18 protein-coding genes are annotated in these 26,699 nt (G+C 74.9%); 7 read left to right on the top strand and 11 right to left on the bottom strand.

Annotated features, from left to right (window positions below; all coding sequences use genetic code 11):
* Positions 1 to 43: 43 nt before the first annotated feature.
* Positions 44 to 868, top strand: a complete 825-nt coding sequence (locus tag AB0G74_RS24555) for an AraC family transcriptional regulator (protein ID WP_361149969.1) — start codon at positions 44 to 46, stop codon at positions 866 to 868.
* A gap of 30 nt (positions 869 to 898) precedes the next feature.
* On the opposite strand, the gene AB0G74_RS24550 is transcribed toward AB0G74_RS24555, so the two are convergent.
* The 3 genes from AB0G74_RS24550 to AB0G74_RS24540 all read right to left on the bottom strand — a co-directional run bounded on the left by AB0G74_RS24550 (position 899) and on the right by AB0G74_RS24540 (position 4,842).
* Positions 899 to 3,292: a hypothetical protein gene (locus AB0G74_RS24550; protein ID WP_361149966.1), complete on the bottom strand. Its 2,394-nt coding sequence runs from the start codon at positions 3,290 to 3,292 to the stop codon at positions 899 to 901.
* A 261-nt stretch (positions 3,293 to 3,553) separates the two neighbouring features.
* Complete coding sequence (locus AB0G74_RS24545; RefSeq protein ID WP_361149964.1) at positions 3,554 to 3,994, bottom strand: SRPBCC family protein; 441 nt, start codon at positions 3,992 to 3,994, stop codon at positions 3,554 to 3,556.
* Entirely contained in the window at positions 3,991 to 4,842 is an 852-nt protein-coding gene (locus AB0G74_RS24540) for a DeoR/GlpR family DNA-binding transcription regulator (RefSeq protein ID WP_361149961.1), read from the bottom strand. Before AB0G74_RS24540 ends, AB0G74_RS24545 begins: the two co-directional genes overlap by 4 nt.
* Positions 4,843 to 5,086: 244 nt before the next feature.
* Between AB0G74_RS24540 and AB0G74_RS24535 the strand changes: the two genes are divergently transcribed.
* On the top strand, positions 5,087 to 7,615 hold the full coding sequence (locus tag AB0G74_RS24535) for a hypothetical protein (RefSeq protein ID WP_361149959.1): 2,529 nt from the start codon (positions 5,087 to 5,089) through the stop codon (positions 7,613 to 7,615).
* On the opposite strand, the gene AB0G74_RS24530 is transcribed toward AB0G74_RS24535, so the two are convergent.
* The gene (locus AB0G74_RS24530) at positions 7,575 to 10,013 is read right to left on the bottom strand and encodes a right-handed parallel beta-helix repeat-containing protein (RefSeq protein WP_361149957.1); all 2,439 of its coding nucleotides are present in this window, start codon (positions 10,011 to 10,013) and stop codon (positions 7,575 to 7,577) included. The two genes, AB0G74_RS24535 and AB0G74_RS24530, sit on opposite strands and share 41 nt — an antisense overlap.
* 266 nt (positions 10,014 to 10,279) lie before the next feature.
* The gene (locus AB0G74_RS24525) at positions 10,280 to 10,753 is read right to left on the bottom strand and encodes a DUF6643 family protein (protein ID WP_361149954.1); all 474 of its coding nucleotides are present in this window, start codon (positions 10,751 to 10,753) and stop codon (positions 10,280 to 10,282) included.
* 336 nt (positions 10,754 to 11,089) lie between these two features.
* Between AB0G74_RS24525 and AB0G74_RS24520 the strand changes: the two genes are divergently transcribed.
* Positions 11,090 to 12,373: a TerD family protein gene (locus AB0G74_RS24520; RefSeq protein ID WP_361149952.1), complete on the top strand. Its 1,284-nt coding sequence runs from the start codon at positions 11,090 to 11,092 to the stop codon at positions 12,371 to 12,373.
* 42 nt (positions 12,374 to 12,415) lie between these two features.
* Here the strand turns inward: AB0G74_RS24520 and AB0G74_RS24515 are convergent, their stop codons facing one another.
* Entirely contained in the window at positions 12,416 to 13,645 is a 1,230-nt protein-coding gene (locus AB0G74_RS24515) for a glycosyltransferase (RefSeq protein WP_361149950.1), read from the bottom strand.
* On the opposite strand from AB0G74_RS24515, the gene AB0G74_RS24510 reads away from it, so the two are divergent.
* Together AB0G74_RS24510 and AB0G74_RS24505 are read left to right on the top strand one after the other, a co-directional pair.
* Positions 13,644 to 14,480 carry an aspartate/glutamate racemase family protein gene (locus AB0G74_RS24510; RefSeq protein WP_361149947.1) on the top strand — a complete coding sequence of 279 codons (837 nt, stop codon included), beginning with the start codon at positions 13,644 to 13,646 and terminating at the stop codon, positions 14,478 to 14,480. The genes AB0G74_RS24515 and AB0G74_RS24510 overlap by 2 nt on opposite strands.
* A gap of 190 nt (positions 14,481 to 14,670) precedes the next feature.
* Positions 14,671 to 15,225, top strand: a complete 555-nt coding sequence (locus AB0G74_RS24505) for a hypothetical protein (RefSeq protein ID WP_361149945.1) — start codon at positions 14,671 to 14,673, stop codon at positions 15,223 to 15,225.
* A 625-nt stretch (positions 15,226 to 15,850) separates the two neighbouring features.
* Here AB0G74_RS24505 and AB0G74_RS24500 read toward each other — a convergent pair.
* Positions 15,851 to 16,900 carry an O-antigen ligase family protein gene (locus tag AB0G74_RS24500; RefSeq protein ID WP_361149942.1) on the bottom strand — a complete coding sequence of 350 codons (1,050 nt, stop codon included), beginning with the start codon at positions 16,898 to 16,900 and terminating at the stop codon, positions 15,851 to 15,853.
* A gap of 197 nt (positions 16,901 to 17,097) precedes the next feature.
* Between AB0G74_RS24500 and lnt the strand changes: the two genes are divergently transcribed.
* Entirely contained in the window at positions 17,098 to 18,624 is a 1,527-nt protein-coding gene (lnt, locus tag AB0G74_RS24495; protein WP_361150031.1) for an apolipoprotein N-acyltransferase, read from the top strand.
* Positions 18,625 to 19,605: 981 nt separating this feature from the next.
* On the opposite strand, the gene AB0G74_RS24490 is transcribed toward lnt, so the two are convergent.
* The 3 genes from AB0G74_RS24490 to AB0G74_RS24480 form a co-directional block, all read right to left on the bottom strand.
* Entirely contained in the window at positions 19,606 to 21,006 is a 1,401-nt protein-coding gene (locus AB0G74_RS24490; RefSeq protein WP_361149940.1) for an MFS transporter, read from the bottom strand.
* A gap of 228 nt (positions 21,007 to 21,234) precedes the next feature.
* On the bottom strand, positions 21,235 to 21,663 hold the full coding sequence (locus AB0G74_RS24485; RefSeq protein ID WP_361149937.1) for a hypothetical protein: 429 nt from the start codon (positions 21,661 to 21,663) through the stop codon (positions 21,235 to 21,237).
* 457 nt (positions 21,664 to 22,120) lie between these two features.
* On the bottom strand, positions 22,121 to 23,044 hold the full coding sequence (locus AB0G74_RS24480) for a MurR/RpiR family transcriptional regulator (protein WP_361149936.1): 924 nt from the start codon (positions 23,042 to 23,044) through the stop codon (positions 22,121 to 22,123).
* Between the two features lie 319 nt (positions 23,045 to 23,363).
* Here AB0G74_RS24480 and AB0G74_RS24475 point away from each other — a divergent pair, with 319 nt between their 5' ends.
* Entirely contained in the window at positions 23,364 to 25,937 is a 2,574-nt protein-coding gene (locus tag AB0G74_RS24475) for a SpoIIE family protein phosphatase (RefSeq protein WP_361149933.1), read from the top strand.
* 36 nt (positions 25,938 to 25,973) lie between these two features.
* Here the strand turns inward: AB0G74_RS24475 and AB0G74_RS24470 are convergent, their stop codons facing one another.
* Positions 25,974 to 26,399, bottom strand: coding sequence for a DUF6299 family protein (locus tag AB0G74_RS24470; RefSeq protein ID WP_361149930.1), 426 nt, complete (start codon positions 26,397 to 26,399; stop codon positions 25,974 to 25,976).
* Between the last annotated feature and the right edge of the window lie 300 nt (positions 26,400 to 26,699).

Below are 26,699 nucleotides of genomic sequence, written 5' to 3'. Positions count from 1 at the left end.
AGCGTGCCCCCGGCGGCGATCTCCGGTCTTGTACGTTCCTGGCATGACCGACGACCGGCCCGGAAACCGGATCAGCGCCTGGCGGCCCCCGGTACCGGGGATCGCCGAGGTCTTCCACGCCCGCTTCACCGAACACGCCTACCCGGTCCACACCCACGACACCTGGTCCCTGATGCTTCTGGACGACGGCTCGGTCGACTTCACCGTCGACCGCCGCCGTCACGGAGCCGCCGGGGCGGGCCCGGTCATCCTGCTGCCGCCCGGCGTCCCCCACGACGGCAGAACGGCGCACCCGTCGGGGTTCCGCAAGCGGGTGCTCTACCTCGCCACCACGGTCCTGCCCGAGCGGCTGACGGGGGCCGCCGTCGACGGCCCGGTCCACGGCGACGGGGTACTGCGCCACGGAATCCACCGGCTGCACCGGGCCCTCGCCCATCGGGGCGACGAGTTCGAGGCGGAATCGGGGCTGGCCCTGGTCCGGGACCGACTGCTCCACCACCTGCGCGCCCCGGGGGCCGGAGCACCGGGACGCGAGGCCGGGCGGGTCGCCGCCGCCCTGCGCGAACTGCTGGACTCCCGGATCTCCACCGGGGTGTCCCTGGACGAGGCCGCCGGGATCCTGCGCGTACACCCCACGCATCTGATCCGCTGCTTCCGGCAGAGCTACGGCCTGCCACCGCACGGCTATCTCACCGGGCGGCGCGTCGACCGGGCCCGGAGACTGCTGCTGGCCGGGCAACGGCCCGCGGAGGTCGCCACGGCGGTCGGCTTCTACGACCAGTCCCATCTGAACCGGCACTTCACCCGTCATCTGGGCATCACACCCGGGCGTTACGCCGCCGGGCCCGGTCGGGGCCGACCGGGCTGACCTACCCCTGTGGCCGGAGGCCGGGGGGCGTCAGTCACGGCCGAGCGGCGTCAGGGTGTCACCCGTACTCAGCAGCGCCGACAGCCGGACCGACCCCGGTTCACCGGCGCCGTCGGGCGCGGGGGCCGCCAGGGTCGGTCCCGGGGCGGTCGCCGTGACCGCGCCCGCGGCCGTGATCCGGGTGACCCGCCGGCTCCCCGCCGCCAGCAGATACCAGCGCCCCTCCGGGGAGCGCCAGCGGGTGCCCGCCAGGACGTGCTGGCCGAACCGGCCGCAGGCGGCGGTGTCCCGCGCCTCGGCGACCACCCGGCCGGGCCCCGGACCGCCGTCGGCGGCCCCGCCCGGATCCGGCGGCTGGAAGCGGACCAGGACCCGGCCGGGGCCGCGCCAGGTCTCCGCCCGGGTGCAGACCCAGACGGCCCGGCCGCCGCCGTCCGGGAGCCCCTGCTCCGCGAAGGTCCAGTCGTTCACGGTCCGTACGCCCGCGCCGCGCAGACCCGGCAGCAGACAGGCGGCCCGGGCCCAGTTCGCCAGCGCCGGTCCGCCCGTCGCCTCCCGGGGCTGCCGGGCGGGCGCCCCCGAACCCGGCGCCGGGGTGTGGGTCAGATGCGCCGGTACGAGATCGCCGAGGTCGGTCACGAGGAACGCGTGGTCCTCCACGATCCGGGCCGACGACCGCAGTTGGACGGCGGGCCAGGCCGTGCAGGCGGTACCGGCCCCGGCGGGCGCCGCCAGCAGCGGTGTCACCCCGTCCGCCGCGACGGCCAGCGGACGGGCGCCCCGGTCCGGTGCCAGCAGATCCCGTACGGCCGCCCCGGCGATCCAGGGCGCGAGCAGCAGCCTGGCCCCCGTCGCCGTCCGGCTCACCACCACGGCCGCGCCCGTCGTCACATCGGCGTCGTCGACCCGGGCCAGATCGAGGGCTGCGGCGCCCCGGCCGGAGAGCGGCTCGGCGTACCGCACCACCCGCCCGCCCTCGTGCAGCAGGACCACGGCGGCACCGTCCGCCTCCCCGGCGTACAGCAGCCGGGGAGGCAGGGCGGGCGGTGTACGGGGGGTGTCCGGCGTCGCCGACACCCGTACCCCGGCGCCGGGCGAGGCCCACGCGCCGAGCGCCCGCCGCAGCAGTTCGGTGTCCGCCGTCCGCCCGCCGCGCGCGGGCCAGGCCGAGAAGTCGACCCGTGAGGTGTCGGCCCAGGCGTCGCGCGGGGCCCGTTCCAGCCGTACGGGATCGACGGCCCGGGCCCTCGACGCCGCCCACCCCTTGCCGTCGACCGCCGTCGCCGTGCCGTCCGGGCCCGGGTCGCCGGAGATCGCGGAACCGGCCACCAGCAGCACACAGAGCGCGGCGACCGCCGCGGCCCGGAACCGGCTCCGGCGCCGCAGCAGATCCGTCGGCCGGGTCTGGACGACACAGGGGTCGAACTCCGCCGTCCGCAGCAGCGACTCCACCCGGCCGCCCCCGGTCTCCCGCAGCCGCCCCGCGATCCGCAGCGCCGCCTCGGGCTCCTCGGTGCCGCACGCCGACAGCAGGGCGGTGACCTCCGCGTCCGGCAGCCCCTCCAGCACGCCGAGCGCGAAGGCCGCCCGGGCGGGCGCCGGAACCGACGACAGGGCCTGGTCGAGGGCGAGTTCATCGGCGCCGCCCGCACTGGGGAAGAGCCGCAGCCCCGCTACCCGGGGCAGCGGCCCGGCGGGCAGCCCGCGCCGGCCGCGCAGGGCGCCGCGCAGCACCCGGTACCGCACCCAGCGGTATCCGGCGGACGCGGCGACCTCCCGAGCGGGCGGCTCGGCCGCCGCCGCCCCCGGACCCCGGGCGCCGAAGCCCCCCGGGGCCCGCCCGGTCCCCGGGATTTCCGCGGCCCCGTCGGCCCGAGAGGCGTCGGAGACCCCGTCGAAGCCTGATGACCCGGCGTGCCCGTACGCACCGAAGCCGTCGCCGGGGCCGGAAGCCGCCGGGTACCCGGCGGTTTGGTCGAGGCCGGAAGGCCCGGTGTGTCCGTACGCAGCTGAGTACCCGGCGGACCCGGCGGACCCGGATTCCCCCGGGTAACCCGAGCCGGAGGGGTATCGGGGCGCCCCGGCGGACCCGTACGCAGCTGAGTCCCCGGCGGACCCGGTCGGCCCGGCGGACCCGGCTGTCGCGGGCCGGGCGGCGGGGCCCCGCCCCGCCGGGGGCCGCGCCCGCGTCCCGGGCAGGCCCGCCCCGACCGGGCGGACCACCGGCAGCACCCGCTGGACCGTCGCGTGCGCCGCCAGGACCCGGCGGTGCCGCCCCAGAGCCGGGGGCAGGGTCAGATACGCCAGCCGGACGAGCCGGGGATAGTGCTCCACGAGGAGCGCCTCCACCTCCTCCGCCCCGGGGCGGCCACCGCAGACGGCGTGGCGGTGCTGGTGACGGGATGGTTGACGGTGTGTCGGCATCGGGGCGCGGCCCTTCCGGTCCGTACGCGTCGCGGTGGGGCCGCGTACGGCCGAGTCTCGGTGTCGTCCGTGGAGTCCGGCTGAACGGGGGCGGGGGAGCGGTGGCACGCCCGGGCCGCGTCGGCCGCCCGGGTGCCCCCGGGGCCGTCGTGACACCCCGGCACCCCCCCGTGACCGTCCAACGAGTCGATCATGGGACGGTCACACCGGCCGTCCCGCCCGCCGGGTGCACCGACGGCGGACGCGTCCCACCGGGGGCGGCTACCCGGCGGACCGCAGCAGCGCGTCCAGCGCGCGTCCGAACACCGCGCGCCCCACTCGGGCCTCCCACGCCGCCAGCCGCCGGGGCACCCCGCGCACCCGCGCCTCCTCGGTCCACACCACCACCGACCCGGAGCCCGCCGCGCGTACCTCGATCACCGCCCAGCCCAGGATCACCCGGCCCCGTTTCACCAGCTCGCAACGGCCCGGCCCGGACGGACCGGGCGGGGACCACTCCACGATCTCCATCGGATCGTCGAACCCGACCCGGCCGATCCCCGTCCGCATCACGAACACCGTGCCCGGACCCGGCGGCCCGGGCACGGCGGAGACCATCGACGTCAGCGGTACCAGCGCCGCGTGCGCCCGCCAGTCCGTCACCCGCCGCCACACCTCGGACGGCGGCGCGGCCACCGCGCGCTCCAGCCGGAAGGCGGTCAAGGCCCCTCGCCCCCGGACCGGTCCGCCACCACCAGACCGCCCGGCAGCCGCTCCTCGATCTCCGCCCGCGCCTCGGCGGGCAGCCCCGCGTCCGTCACCAGGGTGTCCACCTCGGCCAGCCGGGCGAACGAACTCAAGCCCACCGTGCCCCACTTGGTGTGATCGGCGATCACCACCACCCGGCGGGCGGACCGGACGAAATGCCGGTTCGTCTCCGACTCCGCCAGATTGGGGGTCGACAGACCGGCCTCCACCGAGATGCCGTGCACCCCGATGAAGAGCACATCGAAGTGGAGGGAGCGGATCGCCGAGTCGGCGACCGGACCCACGAGCGTGTCGGACGGTGTCCGCACCCCGCCGGTCAGGACCACCGCGGCGCCCCCCGGCCGGGTGGACGCCGCACCGGAGCGGCTACGGTGCGCGTGGTACAGCGCGTCCGCGACCCGTACCGAATTGGTGACCACCGTCAGATCCGGCAGCGCCTCCGGATCGGTCAGCCGCCGGGCCAGCGCGAACGCCGTCGTCCCCCCGGCCAGCGCGATCGCCGTACCGGGGGCGATCATCGCCGCCGCCGCCCGGGCGATGTCCTCCTTGGCCCGCGGCTCCAGAACCGACTTGGCCTCGAACCCCGGCTCGTGCGTCCTGGCCGCCGCCACCGGCACCGCGCCCCCGTGCACCTTCTCCAGCACACCCTGCCTGGCCAGGGCGTCCAGATCGCGCCGTACCGTCATATCGGAGACCCGGAGCCTGCGCGTCAGTTCGTTGACGCGTACCCCGCCGCGTCTGCGCACCTCGTCGAGGATGAGCGCGCGCCGCTGTTCGGCGAGCAGGTTCTGCTGGTCGGTCACCGTCGGAGCCGGTCCTTTCGTCGTCGGCACCGGCCCGGCGGACACGGCGCGCGGAACCCGCGCGCTGACGGTCCCCCGGCCGGAACTCTCATCCTGCCACGACGCGCCCCGCGCGCAGATGCGGCGACTCCGTGACCCCGGGCCCGGGAACTGCCACAATCCGGGGCGCTGAGACGCGGCGCCCGCACCGCCGCACCCGACGGCCCGCCCCCACGGGCCCGCACCCGGAGAGCGAGCCGCTGACGTGTCCGCTGAACCCCCGCCCCCGCCCGGACCGGGCCCGGCGCTCGAACTGCTCGTCCACGGCGTCGGCGGTACCACGCCCCAGTCCATGCTCGGCGACCCCCGCACGGTCCGGATATCCGGTGACGACAAGGCCGCCGTCTTCCGCCGCGCCGACGACGAACACGCCGAGGAGGACCCGGCGCGCGACCGCGCCGAGCCGGTGCCGGAGGCGTACGTCTGGTCCAATCTCACCTCCGGCAACAGCGCCCGCGCCCTCTGGCTGCTGCTGCTCCCCTTCATGGTCGTCAACCTCGCGCACTGGATGCGCCCGCGCGCCTGGGGCCGGGCCAAGTCGATGCGGCTGTACGGGGCCCTGGTCCGGCTGATCGCCCTCAGCCTGACCGTGCTGATGACCGCCACCGCCTGCGAGGTCGCCCTCGATCTGCTGGCCTGGCAGTGCGCGGGCACCGAACGGTGCGCCGAGGGACGGTCCTGGCTCGGTTTCCTCGCGGCCGACCAGGGCGGCTGGTGGTCCCAGCCCGGACGGCGGCTCGCCCTCGCCGCCCTGATCCCGGCCGCCCTGGTCGGACTGCTCTGGTACCTCTCCCACCGGACCTGGACCGCCTACGAGTCCCAGCGCCCGCCGACCGGCGCCGATGTCGCCGACGGCGGAACGGGGCCGGTGGAGGACCCCGGACCGGAGTCCGAACCGGACGTCGAGGAGGAGCAGCCCGAGGAGTACGACACCCCCGGCGACGGACGCGAGCCCGGGGAGCCCGGCACCCCGCCGAGACCACCGCTGCGCCCGGCGCTCGGCCGCCCCGGATTCTGGTACGGCCGCCGCCATGTCGCCCGCCTCCGGGCCGCCCACACCGCCGCCGGATTCCTCACCGTCGCCGCCGCCGTCACCGGGGCCGCCGCCCGCCACGACCGGACCGTCGGCTCCGGCACCCCGGTGATCTGGGGCCGCCTCCTCGAAGGCGCGCTGCTGCTCGGCCTGGTCGCCGTCGTCTGGGTGGTCTCCCGGCGCGCCAGGACCGAACGCCGTTTCGACGCCCGGGCCGACCGGACCGCCGTCACCGCCCTGCCCGGCGCGGCCCTCGCCCTGCTCGCCCTGTCCGTGCTGTACGCGGCCTGGTCCCGGCCCGGCTGGGAGTCGTCCGGCGCCCTGCCCGGGGCGTCCCTGTTCGCGGTGATCGCCGTGATCCAGGGGGCGTTCGTCCTGGTACTCGCGGTCGTCGCGGTCGTCCTCCAGCGCCGGGCCCGGCACGCCCGCAGCGTACTCGGCGGCCTCGGCGGACCCTCGGTCACCGTACTGGCCTGCGCCCTGGGCGGGGTGATGACCGGAGGGATCGCCCAGCGGGTCGCGGACTGGCTGGACCGCTCCGGCACCCCCGGGACCGGTGGCCGGATCCCCGGCCCGCCCACCCTGCTGAGCTGGCAGGCGTCCGTGATCCCGGTCCTCCTGGTCCTGCTGCTGGCCCCCGCCGCCGCCCTGGCGCTGCGGACCTGGCGCCGGTCGCGCCGGCTGGCCCGTACCGTCGAGGCCGAGTACGCCGCCCTGGAGTCCCGGCCGGGCACCACGGGCATCGCCCGCCTCGGCGACACCGGCTGGCGCCCCGACACCATCCGCACCGGGACCATCGCCCGGGTCCGCGCGGCGGCCCGGGTCACCGACTCCGCACCCGCCATCATCGGCACGGTCTGCGCGGCGACCGTCGTCCTGGGCGCCGGTGCCGTGGCGGGCGCCCGGCTCAGCGGCGACGTACCCGGCCGGGCCTTCGACGGCGGCTTCGCCGAGGCAGCCGCCGAGACCGCCCAGTCACTGGGCTCCTGGCTGATCGGCTTCGGCTTCCTGCTCTTCGTCACCTGGGGACGCCGGGCCTACCGCGACCCGTCCGCCCGCCGGACCATCGGCATCCTCTGGGACGTCGGCACCTTCTGGCCGCGCGCCGCCCACCCCTTCGCCCCGCCCTGTTACGCGGAGCGCGCCGTACCCGATCTGACCTGGCGGATGTCGACCTGGACCGAACGGACCCGGAGCAGCGGCGGACGGCTCGTCATCTCCGGCCACTCGCAGGGCAGTGTGCTCGCGGCGGCGGCCGTCTGGCAGCTCCGGCCGGAGGTCCGCTCCCGGGTCGCGCTGCTGACGTACGGCTCACCGCTGGAGCGGCTCTACGGCCGCTGGTTCCCCGCCTACTTCGGCCCCGAGGCGCTGGCGGCCCTCCGCGACGAGACGCACTGCTGGACCAATCTCTGGCGGCACACCGACCCCATCGGGGGCCCGGTACTGGTACCCGAAGGTGCGCGGCCCGCGCCCGACCGCCCGGCGCTGCTGGACCCCGTGGCCTACGGGCGCTCGGCCCGCCGACCGCTGCCCGAACCCATCCTGGGGCACTCCGACTACCAGGCGGATCCGGCCTTCGCCGCCGCCCGTACGGAGCTGCTGCGGCTGATCCCCGGCGTACCCCGGCAGCCCGGTCCCGGGCGCGGCGGAGGCGGCGCGGTCAGCGCGGCTCCGGCAGATCGTCCGGGTACAGCAGGGTGAGGGCGTCGGTATCGGCCTCGTCCAGGGCGGCCACCCGGCCCGCGTGCCGTTCGACCATCGCCTCGAAGGTCTGCCGCGCGGTCCGGCCGTTGCCGAAGGCGGGGCCCTTGGGCAGCTTGTCGAAGTAGGCGACGAGCGCGTCCTCGGTGCCGTCGGCCAGCCGGTACTCGTGCTCGTCGGCCTGCCGCCGGACGATCCGCAGCAGTTCGTCCGCCGCGTAGTCCTGGAAGGTGATGGTCCGGGAGAACCGGGACGCCACCCCGGGGTTGACCGCGAGGAACCGCTCCATCTCGGCGGTGTACCCGGCGACGATCACCACCACCGCGTCCCGGTGGTCCTCCATCAGCTTCACCAGGGTGTCGATGGCCTCCTTGCCGAAGTCCCGGCCGGAGTCCTCGGGGGAGAGGGCGTACGCCTCGTCGATGAAGAGCACCCCGCCCCTGGCCCGGTCGAACGCCTCCTGGGTCCGGATCGCGGTGGAGCCGATGTGCTCCCCGACCAGATCCACCCGGGAGACCTCCACCAGATGGCCCCGCTCCAGCACCCCGAGGGCCGCGAGGATCTCGCCGTAGAGCCGGGCCACGGTGGTCTTCCCGGTCCCGGGTGAACCGGTGAAGACGAGATGACGGCGGACGGACGCCGCCTTCAGCCCGGCCTCCTGACGGCGCCGCCCCACCTCGATCATGTTGGTGAGGGAGCGGACCTCCCGCTTCACGCTCTCCAGGCCCACCAGGGCGTCCAGTTCGCCGAGTACGTCCTCGGAGGCGCGGGCCGCCACGGGGGGCGGCGGTACCGCCACCGGGGGAGCGGCGGGCGGCCGGACGGCCGCGGCGGGCGCGGTGAGCGGCCCGGGGACCGAGGGCGCCGTCCCGGTGACGGCGGCCGTCATCCCGGCGAGGGGCGGCGGGGCGAGAGCCGGGGACCGTACCGCCGACTCGTCGCCCGTGCAGTCGTCGACCGTCAGCAGCCCCGGATCGGCGAACTCGTAGCCGCCCCGGGCGCACCGCTCGGTACGGCAGCCGCTCAGGACCGACCGGCAGCCGTCCATCACATGGAAACCGTAGCCCCCGCTGCCGGTGACCCGGCAGCCGCGGAACGTGCCCCGGCCCTCGGCGGAGACATAGAAACCCGCCTCGGCAGGCGAGGTGACCGTACACCGCTCGATCAGCGGATCCGCGCCCTTGGTGACGATCACCCCGGTCTGCGCCCCGTCGACGGTGCAGTTGTTCAGGGTGCCGCCGCTGCCGTGGTCGCGGAACCAGGCCCCCGTCGACGCCTGGGTGATCCGGCAGTCGTCGAGCTGCGCGGTGGCGCCGTCGCTCACCGACACGGCGGTACTGCGGATCTGCGAGAGGTCGCTGTCCACCACGTCCGCGCGGGAGCCCCGGTCGAGGACGAAGATCGCGTCCGGTACGTCGTGGACCCGGCAGCCCTCTAGTACGGCCGTCGCGCCGTCACTGATCCAGACCGCCGGATAGTCGCCCGTACTGTCATATATCTCGCACTGGTTGGCGTCGACCCGGGTCCCCGGGTCCCAGACCGAGAGACCGTTGCGGCCGAAGGCGCGGACCGTGGACCGGGTGAGGGTGAGCACCGAGCGGGACCGCAGATCGATCGCGTTCTCCGGCACGTCGTGGATATCGCAGTCGGAGAGCGTCAGGACCGCGTCCGTGTCCAGGGTGACCCCGTCGGCGGAGGTCCGGTGCACACTGGAGCCGTCCAGCAGGGCGGAGGCGCGGGCGGTGACCTGCACCCCCGCGCCCTTGATCTCGTAGACCTCGCAGCCCACCGCCTCCAGCACACTGCCGTCGCCGGAGACGCTCAGCCCGGCGCCCGAGGTGTGGTGCACCCGGCAGCGCTCCAGCCGGGGCCGCCCCCCGTCGCGGACCGAGACCCCGGCCCGGCCCGCCGCGACGACCTCGCACTCCTCGAACACCCCGCCCGCGCCGTCCAGTACGGCGATCCCCACCCCGGCGGGATTGTCCACGGCCACCCGGCGCACCGTCGGCCGCGCGCCGTCGCGTACCTCGATCCCGGCCGCCGAGCGGGTGGAGATCCGCAGATCCGACAGCTCCGGCGTACCGTTCTCGACCAGCAGGGCCGCCGCGGTCGCGTCCTGCCCCTCGACGTACAGATCCCGTATGGTCGCCGACGCCCGTACCGTCAGCGGCACCCCGTCCACGGGCGCGATCCGCACCGAGCCGACGGCGCCCTCCGGGCCGCGAAGGGTGACGGCCCGGCTCACCACGAGGTTCTCGCGGTACGTGCCCGGCGCCACGGTGAGCACATCACCGTCCCCCGCGGCCTCCAGGGCCGCCGTGAGGGACGCGTACTCCCCGGTGCGCCGCCGCCACCGCGACGTGCCGGTGTGGGTGACCTGGACCGTGCCCTCTGACATCGTGCTGCTCTGCCCCCACCTCGTGGTGTGCGCGCGGCGCCCGGCGACCCCGGGAACGCAGCGCCTTCGCGACCCCGCCTCAGCGGGTCGCACCACCGTAGCGCGCCCGGGCGGCGGCAGTTGACGGAACGCGAGGTCAGCCGCGTGTTGGCGGGAACGCGGAGACGATTGTCACGCCGGGAGGGGCCGGAACGGGTCGGACGGCCGGATCCGGCGGGGCAGCGCGGCCCCGCCGGTCGGACGCCGGAACCCGGTCCGGGCGCGGGTCAGTACCCCTGGCCGCCCGGATAGGGGCGCTGGTACTGGGGGTTGTAGGCCGCCGGTCCGTGCCCCTGCTGAGGGGCGGGCCTGACCGGGGCCGGACGCATCGCCTCGTACCCGGCGGGCGCCGGGCGCTGGGGCTGCGGGACCTGAGGGCCGGGATAGCCGCGCGGGGGCGCGGTCTGCTGCGGTACGTAAGGGGCGGCCGCCTGCTGGAGCTGTCCCGGGTGACCCCCCTGCTGCCCGTAGCCGTACGAGGGCGCCGGCTGGGCCGCCGATGGGCCCGCCGGGAGGGCGGGAAGCGCCGCCGGGAGCGCCGGCGGATAGCCGTGGCCGCCGTTGTCATAGGGGGATGGCACTCTGATCGGGGCGATCTGAGGCGTGCCCCGCTCCGCGACCAGGGAGTCGTAGATCGGGGTGTCGGCGAAAAAGGGTGCGGAGTAGTAACCGCCGCCGTAGGAGGAGCGGGGGGAGGTCATGGCTCATAAGTTAAGGGTTGTGCTGTCGGTTGGGGAGTCCGGAAAGGGGGTTCTTTCGCGGGACGCGACGGGTCGGGGTGGGCTAATGCGAGCGAATCCGGGGAAATCGGTCAGGAATGAGCGCAAGAATCGGGTAAAGGGCGAGTTGAGAGCGGGTTACCGGCGAGTTGTCGGCGGTCGCTTACGGTCGTCGGCGGGGCCGCGGCGAGTCGGCGGCGCGTTGTCGGGGGCGTCGGGGGTGGCGCCGCCCGTTCCGGGCAGGAGGAAGCTACCTTGGCCCGGCGAACTCCCGGGCGGAGCGTCCGGGAACCCGAACCTCGGGATGGGGGAAGCTCCATGTCCATGATCAAAGGCGCCAATACTCCGGTACCGGCGCCGAGGGTCCGTGTCGAACTGGCCCGGCGAGCGGGCCCCGCAGTGCCCGACACCGACTTCTCGGCCCTGTTGCTCGACGCGACCACGGGCAGAGTCAGGTCCGACCGCGACTTCGTTTTTTACAACCAGCCCGCGCACGACTCCGGAGCCGTACGCCACGAGGGCAGGCGGACCGGGCCCGGCGACACTATCGACACCGTCGCCGTCGACCTGGACCGGGTCGAGCCCGGGATCGGCCGGATCGTGCTCGCGGCCTCCGCCGACGGCGGCCCCTTCGGCCGGGTACCCGGCCTCTCCGTCCGGGTCCTGGACGCCGGAACCGGCGCCGAGATCGCCCGCTACGACACCACCGACGCCACCGTCGAGACCGCCCTCGTCCTCGGCGAGCTGTACCGGCGGCAGGGGGCGTGGAAGTTCCGGGCCGTCGGCCAGGGCTACAGCAGCGGACTGGAGGGCCTGGCCACCGACTTCGGCATCACCGTCGACACCCCGGCCGCCGCGCCCGCTCCGGCCCCGGCCCCCGCCGCCCCACCCGCGCCCGTACCGCCGTCCGCCCGGTCCGCGGCCGGTTCCGCCTCCGCGTCCGGGCCGCCGTCCACCAACGCTCCCGTCCGGCTGACGAAGGTCACGCTCACCAAGGAATCGCCGACCGTCTCCCTCACCAAACAGGGCGGCACCTCCGGCGCCCTGCGCGTCAACCTCAGCTGGCAGGTCCGCAAACAGTTCAAGGGCTGGGGCGCCAAACTCGGCCGCGCCATCGCCCTCCACGGCGACCTCGACCTCGACCTCTGCGCCCTGTACGAACTCTCCGACGGCAGCAAGGGCGTCGTCCAGGCCCTCGGCAACGCCTTCGGATCACTCCACCGGCCCCCGTTCATCCACCTCGACGGCGACGACCGCACCGGCGGCACCACCGGCGAGAACCTCACCGTCAACCTCGACCACCGACAACACTTCCGGCGCATCGTCATCTTCGTCACCATCTACGAAGGCGCTCGCAGCTTCGCCGACCTGGACGCCACCGTCACCCTCACCCCGCAGCACGGCGCGCCCATCGAATTCACCCTCGGCGAGTGCACCGTCCCCTCCACCGTCTGCGCCCTCGCCCTGATCACCAACACCGGCTCCGAACTCGTCGTCAAACGAGAGGCCGAATTCCTCGTCCCGCAACGCGGCGTCAGCCCCCAGCGGACCATCGACCAGGCATACGGCTGGGGCATGAACTGGACCCCCGGCCGCAAATGACCCCGCCACGGGCCGCGGCACCCGGCCGCGGCCCCGCCCGGCTCACCCCTCCTCGGGCGCCGCGCCGGGACGGGCGTACACCCGCCCCTTCCACGCCGAGCCGCGACCCCGGTAGTGCTGGACCGCCGAATCCACCGTCATCCCCAGATAGAGCAGCGCCGTCACCGGCAACACCGGCGCCAGCAGCGGCGACACCCGGTAGTAGCGGAGCATCGGCAGATACGTCCCCACCATCACCGCCCAGGCCGCGCCACCCGCCCACACCGCCCCCGGATCACCGGCCACCACGCCCGCCACCAGCGCCACCGGCGGAACCACGTACACCAACAGCAACCCCAGCACCGTCCCCAGCAGCAACAGGGGATGGTGCAGCAACTGGGCGTAGGCGCTCCGGGACACCATCCGCCACAGATCCGCCAGCCGCGGATACGGCCGTACGCTCACCACCCCCTCCGCCAGACCGAGCCAGATCCGGCCCCCCGACCGGCGGACCGCGCGCGCCAGGGCGACATCGTCGATCACCGCGTGCCGGATCGCGTCCGGCAGCCCGGCCCGCTCCACCACCGTCGCCGACAACAGGACACAGCCGCCCGCCGCCGCGGCCGTCCGCGCCCCCGGCCGGTTCACCCACCGGAACGGATAGAGCTGACAGAAGAAGTAGACGAACGCGGGCACGATCAGCCGCTCCCAGCCGCCCGCCACCCGCAGCCGCGCCATCTGCGACACCAGATCGAGCCGATGGGCGCGGGCGGCCGCCACCAGCGACCGCAGCACATCCGGCGCGTGCGCGATATCCGCGTCCGTCAGCAGCAGATACTCCGGCCGCCCGCCCCCGTCTCCGCCATCGCCTTCGTCGCCCCCGGTTTCGCCGTCCGCCGGGCCGCTGCGGGCCGCCGCCATCCCGGCCCGCAGCGCCCACACCTTCCCCGCCCAGCCCGGCCCCGGTTCACCCGGACGGACCACCCGCAGCGGCAACCCGCCGCACTCGTCGGCGAGGGCCCGCGCCAGCTCCCCCGTACCGTCCGTACTGCCGTCGTCCACCAGCACCACCGAGGCCCGCCCCGGATAGTCCTGGGCCAGCAGCGACGGCAGACTCAGCGGCAGCACCCCCGCCTCGTCCCGGGCCGGGACGACGACCACCACATCCGGCCAGCGCCCCGAACCGGGCCGGGACGGCAGCCGCTGATCCGTCCGCCAGAAGAACCCCCGGGCCAGCAGCAGCCACCCCCAGGCGAGCAGGGACACGACGGCGATCGCGGCGAGGACGCTCATGCGCCGCAGTCTGCCCCACGGGACCGGCCGGGCACGCTCCGTCGACTATGGTGACCGGGTGAAGATCGCGCTCATGGACTCCGGGATCGGCCTCCTGCCCGCCGCCGCCGCCGTGCGCGGACTGCGGCCGGACGCCGAACTCGTCCTCTCCTCCGACCCCGACGGGCTGCCCTGGGGACCCCGCCCCCTCGAGGACATCGTCCGCCGCGCGCTCGCCACCGCCCGCGCCGCCGCCGCCCACCGGCCCGACGCGCTGATCGTCGCCTGCAACACCGCCTCCGTCCACGCCCTGCCCGTACTCCGGGCCGAACTGGAACCCGCGATCCCGGTCATCGGCACGGTCCCCGCGATCAAACCCGCCGCCGCGAGCGGCGGCACCGTCGCCATCTGGGCCACCCCCGCCACCACCGGCAGCCCCTACCAGCGCGGACTCATCCGCGACTTCGCGGCCGGGACCGCCGTCACCGAGGTCCCCTGCCCCGGCCTGGCCGATGTGATCCAGTGGGCCGACGGCCCCGGCATCACCCAGGCCGTCGCCGCCGCCGCGGCCCTGACCCCCGCCGACGTCACCGACATCGTCCTCGGCTGCACCCACTACGAACTCGTCGCCGACCGCATCCGGACCGCCGTCGGCCGCCCCGTCACCCTCCACGGCTCCGCCGCCGCCGTCGCCGCCCAGGCCCTTCGCCGGATCGGAGCAACGCCCGAACCCGGTGCCGCGCCCGCCGGGAAACCCACCGTCGTCCTCAGCGGTACGGCCGTCGACACGCTGCCGCCCGAGGCGCTGGAGTACGCCGAGGCCCATCGGCTGCTCACCACGGTCCCCACCCGCTGACCTGCGGAACAACAACCCCCGGCGGCGTCACGCGCCGGTGTGATCCTCGCCCCGGACCCCCTGCCGCGCGGCCCGGCGCCGGTTACCCTGCTTCGCATGAGGGACCACTTCCCCGAACCGCCCGAGCAGCCGGGCGCGGCGGCCGAACCCGTCCCCGCCGTGCGGCCCGGCGCCGGTTACCCTGCTTCGCATGAGGGACCACTTCCCCGAACCGCCCGAGCAGCCGGGCGCGGCGGCCGAACCCGTCCCCGCCGTATGGACGGGCCGGGCGACCAACCGTGTCCAGTGGCTGCTCGCCGTCGCGGGCGCCGCCTGTCTCGCCCTCGGCATCGAACTGGCCGTCGTCGCCGACTGGACCTCCGGCGTCGTCGCGCTCGTGATGTCCGTCGTCGGCTGCGTCGCGGCGGGCCTGCTGATGCTCTACGGCACCCTTGCCTTCGTCCATGTCGCCGTGACCGTCGACAGCGACGCCGTGGAGATCCGCTGCGGCCACATCGGACTGCCGCGCCGCCGGATCCCGCTCTCCACCGTCGTCCACGCCGAGGTCGTCCCCAGCGTCACCCCCCGGCAATGGGGCGGCTGGGGCTACCGATGGCGCCCCGAGAAAGGCACGGCGGTCGTCGTCCGCCGCGGCGAGGGCATCGTGGTCACCCTCGGTGACGGCCTCCGCTTCACCGTCACCGTCGACGACGCGGAGGCGGCGGTCCGCGCGATCCACGCCCGCTTGGCGCCGCGCGCGGCGTAGTGGTTGCCCCGCCGCCTGGTGCCCGAGGCCGTATCCGGTCCGCCGACCGTGGGTGGCTGGTCGCGCAGTTCCCGCGCCCAGCGCCTTGGCTCTCCGGGGCACCGCCTTACTACCCGGGCCCGCCCGGCGACCCGATGTTGTTCCCCGCCTGCGGACCGGCCGTGGTTGTTCGCGCAGTTCCCCGCGCCCCTGGGTTGCCCTTCGCGTCCCCCTCCTGGAGAGACGGGCCCTCTTTCCCAGAGGCGGCGCCGGGGGAGCTTTTAGGGGCGCGGGGAACTGCGCGACCAACCACGACGGTGGTGCGGACCGCGAACAACATCAGGCCTCCGGGCGCGGCCCGGGGGTGTGGGCCTCAGCCGGAGGGCCGAGGCGCTGGGGGTCCCCCCATTGCCGAAGGCATAGGGGGCGGAACTGCGCGAACGGCCACGGCCGGGCCGCAGGCGGGGAACAACATCGGGTCGCCGGGCGGGACCCGGGTTGTGGGCCTCAGCCGGAGAACCGAGGCGCTGGAGTCCCCCCATCGCCGAAAGCGCAGGGGGCGGAACTGCGCGACCAGCCACAGGCGGGCCGCGGGTCGCCGGGCGCGGCCCGGGTAGTGGGCGGCAACCGGGAGGGGCGACACGCGTCAGGCGACCCGCGTCGGCGGCCCGCACGCCGTGCGGGGCAACGCCGGCGACGGCGGGCGGGCCGTCGCCAGGCCCGCCAGGAGGCCCGCCCCCGCCGTCACCGGGGCGAAGCTCAGCGCGTTGCCCAGCAGCGCCAATACCGCGAGCGCCGTCAGCGCCGCCGCCGCGCTCAGCACCACCGGAGTCGGCCGCGGCGAGCGCCACAGGCCGTACAGCAGCCAGCCGTACGCCGCCGCCAGCAGCCCCGCCCCCACCAGCCCCTGCTCGGCGGTCTGCTGGAACAGGGCCGAATGCGGCTTGCCGTCGGAACCCGTCGTCCGCTGCGCCGTGCCGCTCAGATGCTCGAACCGCTGCGGCCCCACCCCCCGTACCGGCTCCTCCTCCGCCAGGGCGACCGCGTCCCGCCACAGCGCCACCCGGTTCTCCGTGAGCTGCGTCCGCGCGTACTCCGCCGGACCGTCCGGCAGAGCGCCCTTCGCCACCGCCCACGACACCGCCGCCACCGACACCGTCACCAGGGCCAGCCCGGCCAGTGCCGCCGCCCGCCGCCGGTGCCCGGACACCGCGACCGCGCACAGCACCACCGCCGCCGACGCCGCTACCCCGGCCGCCGACCCCAGGGCCACCGCCGTACCCACCACACCCACCGCCAGCACCCGCAATACGATCCGGGTCCCCGGCCGCCGCGCCGCCGACGCCGCACAACAGGCCGCCCCCGCGCTCACCGCCAGCAGAGCCGCCGCCGCGCCCGTGTCACCCGGCTCCACCGGCGACTGCGCGTTCACCCCCGGCACCCCCTCCGGCGAGAACACCGCCAGACCCAGCAGAGCCAGGGACGCCGCCGTCGCCGACCCCACCGGCACCAGCGCGCCCGACATCCGGCCGCAGGCGTACCCCGCCGCGACCGCGACCACCGCGAGCAGTACCCCCTCAGGACCGGCCTGCCGACCCGCCGCGCTCACCAGCGCCCAGCCGACGGCGGCACCCAGCACCGCCATCCCCACGCCGTCCGCCGTACTGGTGCGCTCCCCCCGCGCAGCCGTCATCATGCCGACCCCCCGAGCCGTACTCCGGCGGTCCCCGTCGCCCGCCGCGTTCACCGTAGTGGTGCGCCCCGCCCCCGATCCAGCCCCGACCTGGCCGGGGTCCCGGGAAGGCCATACCCCCCTCCCGTAGACTCGCCGCTGTGACCGCCACCCTCGCCCCGACCGAACCGACCGCGCCCGACCCGGCGCCGCCGCACCCCCTGGCGCGGCTGCTCAGGCCCGGGGCCGCGCTGGTGGCCGGCGCCGCGCTCTATCTCAGCTTTCCGCCACGCCCCCTGTGGTGGCTGGCGCTGCCCGCCTTCGCCCTCCTCGGCTGGGCACTGCGCGGTCGCCGCGCCCGCGCCGGATTCGGCCTCGGCTACCTCGCCGGGCTCGCGTTCCTGCTGCCGCTGCTGATCTGGACCGGTGAGGACGTCGGCCCCGTGCCGTGGGTCGCCCTCGCCGCCGTCGAAGCCCTCTTCATCGGAGCCACCGGCGCCGGGATCGCCGTCGTCTCCCGGCTCCCCGCCTGGCCCGTCTGGGCCGCCGCCGTCTGGATCCTCGGCGAGGCCGCCCGCGCCCGAGTCCCGTTCGGCGGCTTCCCCTGGGGCAAGATCGCGTTCGGCCAGGCCGACGGCGTGTTCCTGCCGCTCGCCGCCCTCGGCGGCACGCCCGTCCTGGGCTTCGCCGTCGTCCTGTGCGGATTCGGGCTCTACGACACCGGGCGCCGGATCCTCGCCCACCGGCGGCGCGGCGGACCCCTGCCGCGCGGCCCGCTCGCCGCCGCGCTGCTCGCCGTCCTCGTCCCCGCGACCGCCGCCGTCGCCGCCCGCCCCCTGATCGACACCGCCGCCGAAGACGGAACGGCCACCGTCGCCGCCGTCCAGGGCAACGTCCCCCGGCTCGGCCTCGACTTCAACGCCCAGCGGCGCGCCGTACTCGACAACCACGTACGCCGGACCGAACAACTCGCCGCCGACGTGAAGGCGGGCAAGGAACCCCAGCCGGACTTCGTCCTCTGGCCCGAGAACTCCTCCGACATCGACCCGTACGCCAACGAAGACGCCCGGATGGTCATCGACCGGGCCGTCAAGGCGATCGGCGTCCCCACCGTCGTCGGCGCCGTCATCACCCCCGAAACCGGGAAGCTGCGGAACACCCTCATCGAATGGGACCCCGAACAGGGGCCCGTCAACACCTACGACAAGCGGCACGTCCAGCCCTTCGGCGAATACATCCCCATGCGGTCCTTCGTCCGGCTCTTCAGCAAAGACGTCGACCGGGTCCGCCGCGACTTCGGCCCCGGCGACAAAGTCGGCGTCTTCGATCTCGCCGGTACCAAAGTCGGGCTGGTCACCTGCTTCGAAGCCGCGTTCGACGACATGGCCAGGGACACCGTCACCAACGGCGCGCAGCTCATCTCCGTACCGAGCAACAACGCCACCTTCGGCCGGAGCGAGATGACCTACCAGCAGCTCGCCATGGACCGGATCCGGGCCGTCGAACACAGCCGCACCGTCGTCGTCCCCGTCACCAGCGGCGTCAGCGCCGTGATCATGCCGGACGGCAAGGTCGTCGAGCAGACGAAGCTCTTCACCCCCGGCGCACTCGTCGCGGAGGTGCCGCTGCGTTCGTCCCTGACCCCGGCGACGCGGGCGGGCGCCTGGCCCGAACTGGCGCTGGCGCTGGTGGCGGCGGGGGGCCTGGGCTGGTCGCTGACGCGCTCGCGCCGGGGCGCCTCCCGCTGAGGGGTCCCCGCCGCCTGGTGTGGGGTTCCTCGTGGCGTGCGGGGTGTTCGCGCCTCAGCCTCCCCCAAAGCTGCCTTTGGGGGGACCCCCAAGGGGCTGTTGAAGATGTGACCGTTGCTCCGGCGGTATGCGGGCGGTCTTGTTCGGCGTCGGGAGGGTCGGTGGCCTCCGGGCTCACCTCCTCACGGACGGCGGAAGTGGGGGTCTTGTCTGGGAGACCCGTTTCTTTTCCGCCGTCCGTTGCGGGGGCGACCCTGCACCCCCCGACCACGCCGACTGAACTTGTCCCCCGGGGCTGGAGCCCGTCCCGGGGGAGGGGGAGGGTGCGACCTGGTGTTTGTCGGTCCACCCGCTGCCCGGTGGTGGGCTTGTCGCGCAGTTCCCCGCGCCCCTGGTTCCCCCCGTTGCCGCCCTCCGAAAGGGCCCCCGCTCCAGGTGCGGGGCTCCTCCGGGGAGGAGTGGGTTCCCCTCTCGTTATCCGGTGCGAGGGAGAGGCTTTTAGGGGCGCGGGGAACTGCGCGAACGGCCCAGGACGGCCCGCAGTCGAAACACTTCCGGAGGAAGCACTACCTACCCCGCCCGGAGGGCATCACCATTCCGAGGGCGGTCGGGAAAGCAACCAGGGGCGCGGGGAACTGCGCGACAAGCCACTCACGGCCCGCAGGCCGCGAACAAGATCAGGTTGCCGGGCGCGGCCCGGGGTTGTGGGCCTCACCCGGAGGGCCAAGGCGCTGGGGGTCCCCCCTCATTGCCGAAGGCATAGGGGGCGGAACTGCGCGACCAGCCACCCACGGTCCGCAGGCCGCGAACAACATCAGGCTGCCGGGCGCGGCCCGGTAGTGACGGGTCCTCCCCGGAGGGCCGCGGCACAGGGATCAGGGGCATGGCGCCTAAAAACTCCTCCACGACCCGGCGTGGGGCGGGTCGTGGAGGAGGGGGTAACGGGGCGGCGCGTCGGCGGCGGGGGCTACACCGGGGCAATCAGCCCTCACCCCCCGCCCGGCTGCCGCTCCGCATCAGCGTGCCGGTGAGGACTCCGCCGACCGCCGCGACGGCCGCGGCTCCGACGAACGCCGCGCTGAAGCCGTCGGTGAGGGCGGGCAGGTCGCCCAGTTTCCCGGCGCCCTGGGAGGTCGCGACCGCGGTGAGCGCGGCCAGTCCGAGGGCGGAGCCGACCTGGTAGGTGGTGTTGACGATGCCGGAGGCGAGCCCGGCCTCTTCCTGCTTGGCGCCGGAGATCGCGGCCATCATCGCCGGGATGTAGGCGAGTGACATGCCGACCGCCGCGACCAGCGACGCGGGCAGTACGTCGACCAGGAAGCTGCCGGTGGGCTCGATCGCGGAGAGCCAGAGCAGTCCGGCCGCGAGGACCAGCAGTCCGCCGGAGATCAGCGGCTTGGCGCCCCATCGGCCCAGCAGCCGTGCGGTGATGAGGGTCATGAAGATCATCAGGAGTGCCGTCATCGGGAGGAGCGCGGCGCCGCTGGCGAAGGCCCCGTAGCCGAGGACCTGCTGGAGGTAGAGGTTGAGGAAGTACCACATCGGGATCCACGCGGCGCCCAGGAGCGCCATCCCGAGGTTGGAGATGCCGAGGCCGGGGGTCCGCCAGATGGCGAGCGGCATCAGCGGGGTGCGGATCGACTTCTGGATGACCAGGAAGAGGCCGAGCAGGACGGCCGCGCCGATCAGCTGGAGGATCGTGGCGGTGGCGCCCCAGCCGACTTCGGGGGCCCGGACGACGGCGAAGACCGCGAGGGCCAGACCGGCGGTGACGGCGGCGGCGCCCAGGACGTCGACGGCTCCCCGGCGCGGCGCGGCGGCGGGCAGGAGCCCGGCGGCGGCGAGTGTGGCGAGGCCGATCGGAACGTAGATGATGAAGATCCACGGCCAGCTCGCCCATTCGGTGAAGACCCCGCCGAGGAAGACTCCGGCGGTGCCGCCGGCCGGTGCGGCGGCACCGTAGAGGGCCATCGCCTTGCCCAGTTCCTTCGGGTTGTGTCCGAAGAGCATCATCAGCAGCGTCATCGAAGCGGGGGCTATCAGCGCGCCGCCGACGCCTTGTACGGCGCGGCCGACGACTTCCACCCAGGCGGTGGTCGCGGCGGCGGCCACCACCGATCCGGCGATCAGTACCACCCAGCCGCTGATGAAGACCCGGCGGGCTCCGAGCAGGTCGGAGAGGCGGCCGCCCAGGAGCAGCAGTCCGCCGAAGGCGATCACATAGGCGTTGAAGACCCACTGGAGGTCCTCGGGCGCGAAGCCGAGATCGCGCTGCATCTCGGGGAGCGCCACACCGATGATCGAAGTGTCCATGATCACCATGAACTGCGCGGTGGCCAGCACCAGAAGTGCCCACCAGCGCCGTGGATTGACGGTTGGCATGACCGTCCCCTCCTCTATGAGTTCGATACCCCTCGGGGGTATCCCCCTCGGGCGAGAAGGAATATACCCCTAGGGGGTATCGAATGTGCAAGGGGGGACGGCGATCTTTTTCCCGGGCCTGGGGGAGGGCGGCCTTGTCCGCCCCGTACGCCGCTGAGCAGGGGCGATGGCATGCGTAAGCCCGGCGATGCCTGATCGGCACGCCGGGCGGTGGGCGAGTGGGTGGCGTCAGACCGCGGCGCGGCCCCGGCGGCCGGACGGCCCGGTCGCGGCCGGCTCGGTCCGGTGCCGGGCCTCGGCGACGAGCGCCGCGGTCACCAGGCGTACCCCGCGCGCCAGCCGGTCGAGCTGGTCCAGTTCGGCCGCGTACATCAGGATCGTGCTCTCCGCGATCCGCGGGGAGACGCCGAGCGGCGGCAACTCGGCCCGGCAGGTCTGGAGTCCGGCCCGTACGGCCCTGATCTCGTGCTGGAGCTGGAGCTGGGCGTGCCGGGCGAGTACGACGGGATGGCGGGTGAGGGTCGGATACGCCGCGTATCGCGCCGGGACCAGGGTCCGCAGCCAGTCGGTGGCGGTCCGCTCCCACTCCGGGGTGCCGGGCGCGGCGACCTGGAGAGGCCAGTCCGGAGAGGCCGGTGAGGAGGGGGTCCGGGGCATCGTCGTCGCTCCAGCCGTGGCGGGTCCGGGGCGGCGGGCGGCCGCCCGGGAGGGTTCTGGCGGCCCCGGCCTAGGGGTTGGCCGAGGCCGCCGGGTGGGCTTCCGAGGGGACGGAGGCCCGTACGGGACATCGCGGTGTGGACGCGAGGAGGAGAGCGTCAGGGCGCGATGCCCGGTTCTTGCGCGGCGCGTGGTGCGCCGGGGAGAGGGAGGCCGGTGGCGCGGTGGTACGTCTGCATGGTCGCGGGCGGCCGGCCTTCCTGGGGGCGTGGCCGGTCACGGGATCCGATCGATCCGGTTGATCTCCGGGCCACTCCCCGAAGTAAATATATATACCGTCGAGTAAGCAAGGGTAAGAAAATTTTCATGCAGTCCGGTTGATCGGGGAATGTCCAACAGGGTTGTTCCGGCGGGATGTCGCAACGGAGCCGGTTCCGGCGCGCGTGACGAGCCGGGCTCAGTCGTCCAGGAAGAAGTCGTGCTGCTCGGCCGCGTGTTCATAGCTTTCGAGCCGGGTCTGGGTGCGCTGCGGATCCGCGTCCGCCATCGCCTGGAGCAGGGCCGCCGACAGTACGCCCGGTGCCGCGTACGAGTCGAAGACCAGCCGTGACCCGGTGGCGGTCACCAGGGTCTCGTCCGCCTCGTCCGCGAGTGGTCCGAGCGGCAGATCGGTGATCAGGGCGACCTTCAGCCCGGCGGTACGGGCGGCCCGCATCGCGGCCAGGGTCTCGTTCGCGTGCCGGGGCATCGCGAAGGCCAGCACCCAGGTGCCGCCCGCCTCCCGGGACTGGAGCAGGGCGTCGTACGCCACGCTCCCGCCCCGGGTGACCGTTCGGACATCGGGGTGGATCCGGCGGGCCGCGTAGGCGAAGTACTCGGCGAGGGAGACCGAGATCCGCAGGCCGAGCACGGTCAGCGGGACGGAACGGGCCAGCTCACGGCCGATGTCCAGGACCCGGTCGGTGTCGGCGAGCAGCCGCCGCAGACTCTCCAGATTCTCGATCTCGGCGTCGACCGCCGCCTGGAGTTCATTGCGGCGGATCTCCGCGCGGGTGTCCGTGATCCCCGCGATCGCGTTCAGGGCGATCGGCTGCAGCGCCTCGCGCAGGGCCGGATAGCCGCTGAACCCGACGGACCCGGCGAACCGGGTCACCGACGGCTGGCTCACCCCGACCCGGTCCGCGAGATCGGTGATCGAGAGGAACGCGGCCTCGGTGAGATGGTCCGTGATGTACCGGGCGATCCGCCGCTGGCCGGGCGAGAGCCGGTGCCCGCCGAAGAGCGCCAGAACGCGGTCCGCCGGGGCGGGTTCGTCGGCGGGCTCCCGCCCTCCCGGCGTGATCGCAGACGCCTGTGCGCGTGCCCGCTGATCTGATGGCACCGGTGTCACTCCTTCTCGTCCCGCTCCCGCTCAACATAGCCCAGTCCAGGGGGCGCATCAGGGGTGCGATGGCGCACCATCTCGGATACCGGACGGTAGCTCCCGCCCGGGTGAAGGGCGCCGTGACGGACCCTCGGAGGGCCGATCACCCGCGAGGATCCAGCGGCGCGGGGAGCCGCGCGAGCGGCTGCGGACGGTCCGCGGCCCGAACTCCTCCGGAGGAAGCCACCGCCCGCCCGGCCCCCGGAGGCCGGGCCCGGTTTCCCGTACGGACCCCGCGCGGCGCGCGCCCCGCGCGCCCCCCGGGCATGCTGGCTGTGTGACCTCGCACGGCGCGACCGGGGACACCCCCCAGCGGCCTCCCGCCGCCCCCGGCACACCGACGGAGCTGGAGCTTCTGCTGGCCGAGGCCGCCGTGGGGGCCACGGAGGCGGTCGGCGGCTTCTCCGGTGGTGTCTATCTGCGGTCCGGTACGGAGGGACTGCTCCGGCTCGCCGTGATGACCGGGCTGCCCAGCAGGCTCTTCCGCCCCTGGTGGCGGGTGCATCTGAACCGGCCCTTCCCCGCGGCCCGGGTCTTCCGCACGGGGCGCCCCGTGTATCTCGCGGACGCCGAGGAGGCCATGCGCCGCTTCCCGCAGCTGATGGTGAGCCTGCCGTTCCCGTTCAGCGGGTTCTACGCGCCGGTGGGCGACGGACCCGAGCGGTACGGGGTGCTCGCCGTCCTGCGCGCGGTCACCCCCGGCCGGGCCGCGCTCCACGGCGACCGGCGCCGGATGCACGAGGCGGCCCGTCGGCTCGGCGCGGCGCTCGACGCCCTGCGGGACGGCGGTACGGACGTCGTGTGGACCGCCGACCCCCTCTCGGCGCAGCTGCCGTCGCTCAGCGCCCCGCCCGTCCGGGTCGGCCACTTCACCTGGGATCTCCGGACCGACACCGTCACCGGGGACGCCCTGTTCTGCCGCGTCCTGGGGCACAGCCCGGAGGACTTCCCGGGCACCCTGACGGCCTTCACCGACCGGCTGACCCCGGAGGACGGCCTCGGGCTGCGCGCGGTCGCCCGCCGGGTGCGGGAGGTGGGCGGCGCCGAGTCCCGGCGGATCCGGCTGCGCGGGGTCGACGGCCGGGCGCATCTCGTGGAACTCTCCGTCACACCGGTCCGCCCCGAGCCCGAGCCGGGTCACGGCGGCGGGCCCGTCGCCTTCCCGGCCCGGCCGGGCCCGGCGGGCGGCGCCCCGACCCGCGCCCCGGGGGCCGGATCCGGTGCCGGTCCGGCCGTACTCCACGGCTTCCTCGTCGACCTCGGCCCCGGGCAGGCCGTCACCGAGGCGAGCGACCGGCTGCCGCGCGGTGTGCTCTCCCTCGACCGGCTCGGCCGGGTCACCTACGCCAACCACAGCGCCGAGACCATGCTCGGGCGGGGCCGCCCCGAACTGGCCGGGCGGGTGCTCTGGGAGGCCCTGCCCTGGCTCGCCGAACCCGCCTACGAGGACCATTTCCGGGCCGCCCTGATGGCCCGCGCCCCCGTCTCGTTCACAGCCCGCCGGGGCGACGACGGCTGGCTCCAGGTGACCCTGTACTCCGGCCACGACGGGGTCACCGTCACCCTCGACCCCGCGGAGCGGCCGGTCGGCTCCCCGGCCGGGCCGCCGGGTGACCGTCCCGCAGGTCCGCTGAGTGCCCTGACCGGGCGGTCCACCGGCCTCTACCGGCCGGTGGCCCTCGCCATCGCCCTGACCGAGGCCGTCACCGCCCGCCAGGTCTCGGCCGTCGTCACCGACGAGCTGCTGCCCGCGTTCGGCGGCCGTCAGCTGGCGATCTACCTGCTCCACGAGCGCCATCTCTTCCTGGCCTGGGAGACCGGCTTCCCGCAGGGCTTCCTCGACCGGTTCGACGGCGTCGGCCTGGACGCCAGACTGCCCGGCGTCGAGACCCTGACCACCGGCCGCCCCATCTTCTTCGAGTCCATGGAGCATCTGGCCGCCGCCTATCCCGGTATCCCCCTCGACGCCCATGTCGGCGCCCGGGCCTTCCTCCCGCTGATCGCCTCCGGGCGGCCCGTCGGATCCTGCATCCTCGGCTTCGACCAGCCGCGCGACTTCTCCGCCGAGGAGCGTGCCGTCCTCACGGCCCTCGCCGGACTGATCGCCCAGGCGCTGGAGCGGGCCCGCCGGTACGACACCGAGGCCGCCCTCGCCCGGGGGCTCCAGGACGCCCTGCTGCCGCACCGGCTGCCGGTGCTCGACCACGTCGACACCGTCGGCCGCTATCTCCCGGGCACCCAGGGCATGGACGTCGGCGGCGACTGGTACGACGTGGTGGAGACCGGTGACCGGATCGCCCTCGTCATCGGGGACGTCCAGGGACACGGTGTCGCCGCGGCGGCCACCATGGGCCAGCTTCGCAGTGCCCTGCGGGCCTTCGCCCTCGGCGGCCACGACCCCGCCGAGGTGATGAGCGGCACCAACCGGCTGCTGATCGACCTCGACCCGGGCCAGTTCGCCAGCTGCGTCTATCTGCTCCTCGACCCGGCGACCGGCCGGGCCCAGGCCGTACGGGCCGGACATCCACAGCCGCTGCTCCGTCACCCGGACGGGCGAACCGACGTCCTCGATCTGGCGGGCGGTGTCGTGCTGGGGGTCGATCCGGCGGCCTCGTACCCCGTCACCGGACTGACGCTGGAACCCGGCGCGCTGCTCGCCCTCTACACGGACGGCCTGGTCGAACAGGCGGGCGCCGATATCGACACCGGAGTCGAGCGGCTGCGCGCCGCCCTCGCCGACCACGGCGACGACCCGCTGGCCGAGGTCGCCAACCGGCTGATCAGGGAGGCGCGTCAGGCGGAGGACCGCCCGGACGACATCGCGCTGCTGCTGGCGACCCGGTGGGAGTGACGGCCGCGCGGCCGTCACTCCCACCGGGCCGGCGGCTCAGCGGGTCAGGGTGATCGCCTTCTCCGCGGTCCGTACGCCGACCGGGAACGGCAGCCCCTTCGACAGCTCCATCAGCACGGCCTCGCCCCGGGCGGCGCCGCGCTTGAACGAACCCGAATCGGGGCTGCCCGTGGCCTTCCAGGTGCGGAGCCGGCCGTCGCAGACCGCCAGGACGCCGTCCAGGTCGGCCCGCCGGTCGCCCTGGACCACCTCGCCGTCGAGGAGGACGGGTCCGGAGCCGGGCGCGCAGTAGTACGTCCCGGTGAGGGTGACCGACCCGTCGGCGGCGAGCTTCGCGGTGGAGTCGACGGTGAGAGGAGCGGGGGCGAACTGGGCCCGGGCGGTACCGGGCAGCAGAACGGCCGTCAGGGCGGCCGTGAGGGCGAGCGTCGGGAGAACCGCGGCGCGGCGAGCGTTGATCATGCCCGCCCAACGAGCCCGGACCGGGCCGGTGTCGGCCTGCCACACCGCCGGACGAATCGTTTGATCATGATCCCGGCGCGCGGGATCGGCTGAACGGCGGCCCCCTTCGGGGCCTCCCCGACGGGCCGACGGGACCCGGTGGATCCGGCCATCGGCGACCGTCCGTAACCGATCGCCCCCGGGGCGCACCGGCCGTCGCCGTCCCGCCGTCCCGCCGATACCGCCCCCCGGGGCCGGAGCGGATGCCGGAGCGGCGGAGCGGAGGCTCACTCCGGGTCAAGTCGCCAATTGGCCAAACGC

The organism is Streptomyces sp. NPDC020875 (assembly GCF_040641415.1).
Taxonomy (GTDB): Bacteria; Actinomycetota; Actinomycetes; order Streptomycetales; family Streptomycetaceae; genus Streptomyces.
This window is presented reverse-complemented; position numbering and strand designations above follow the sequence as displayed.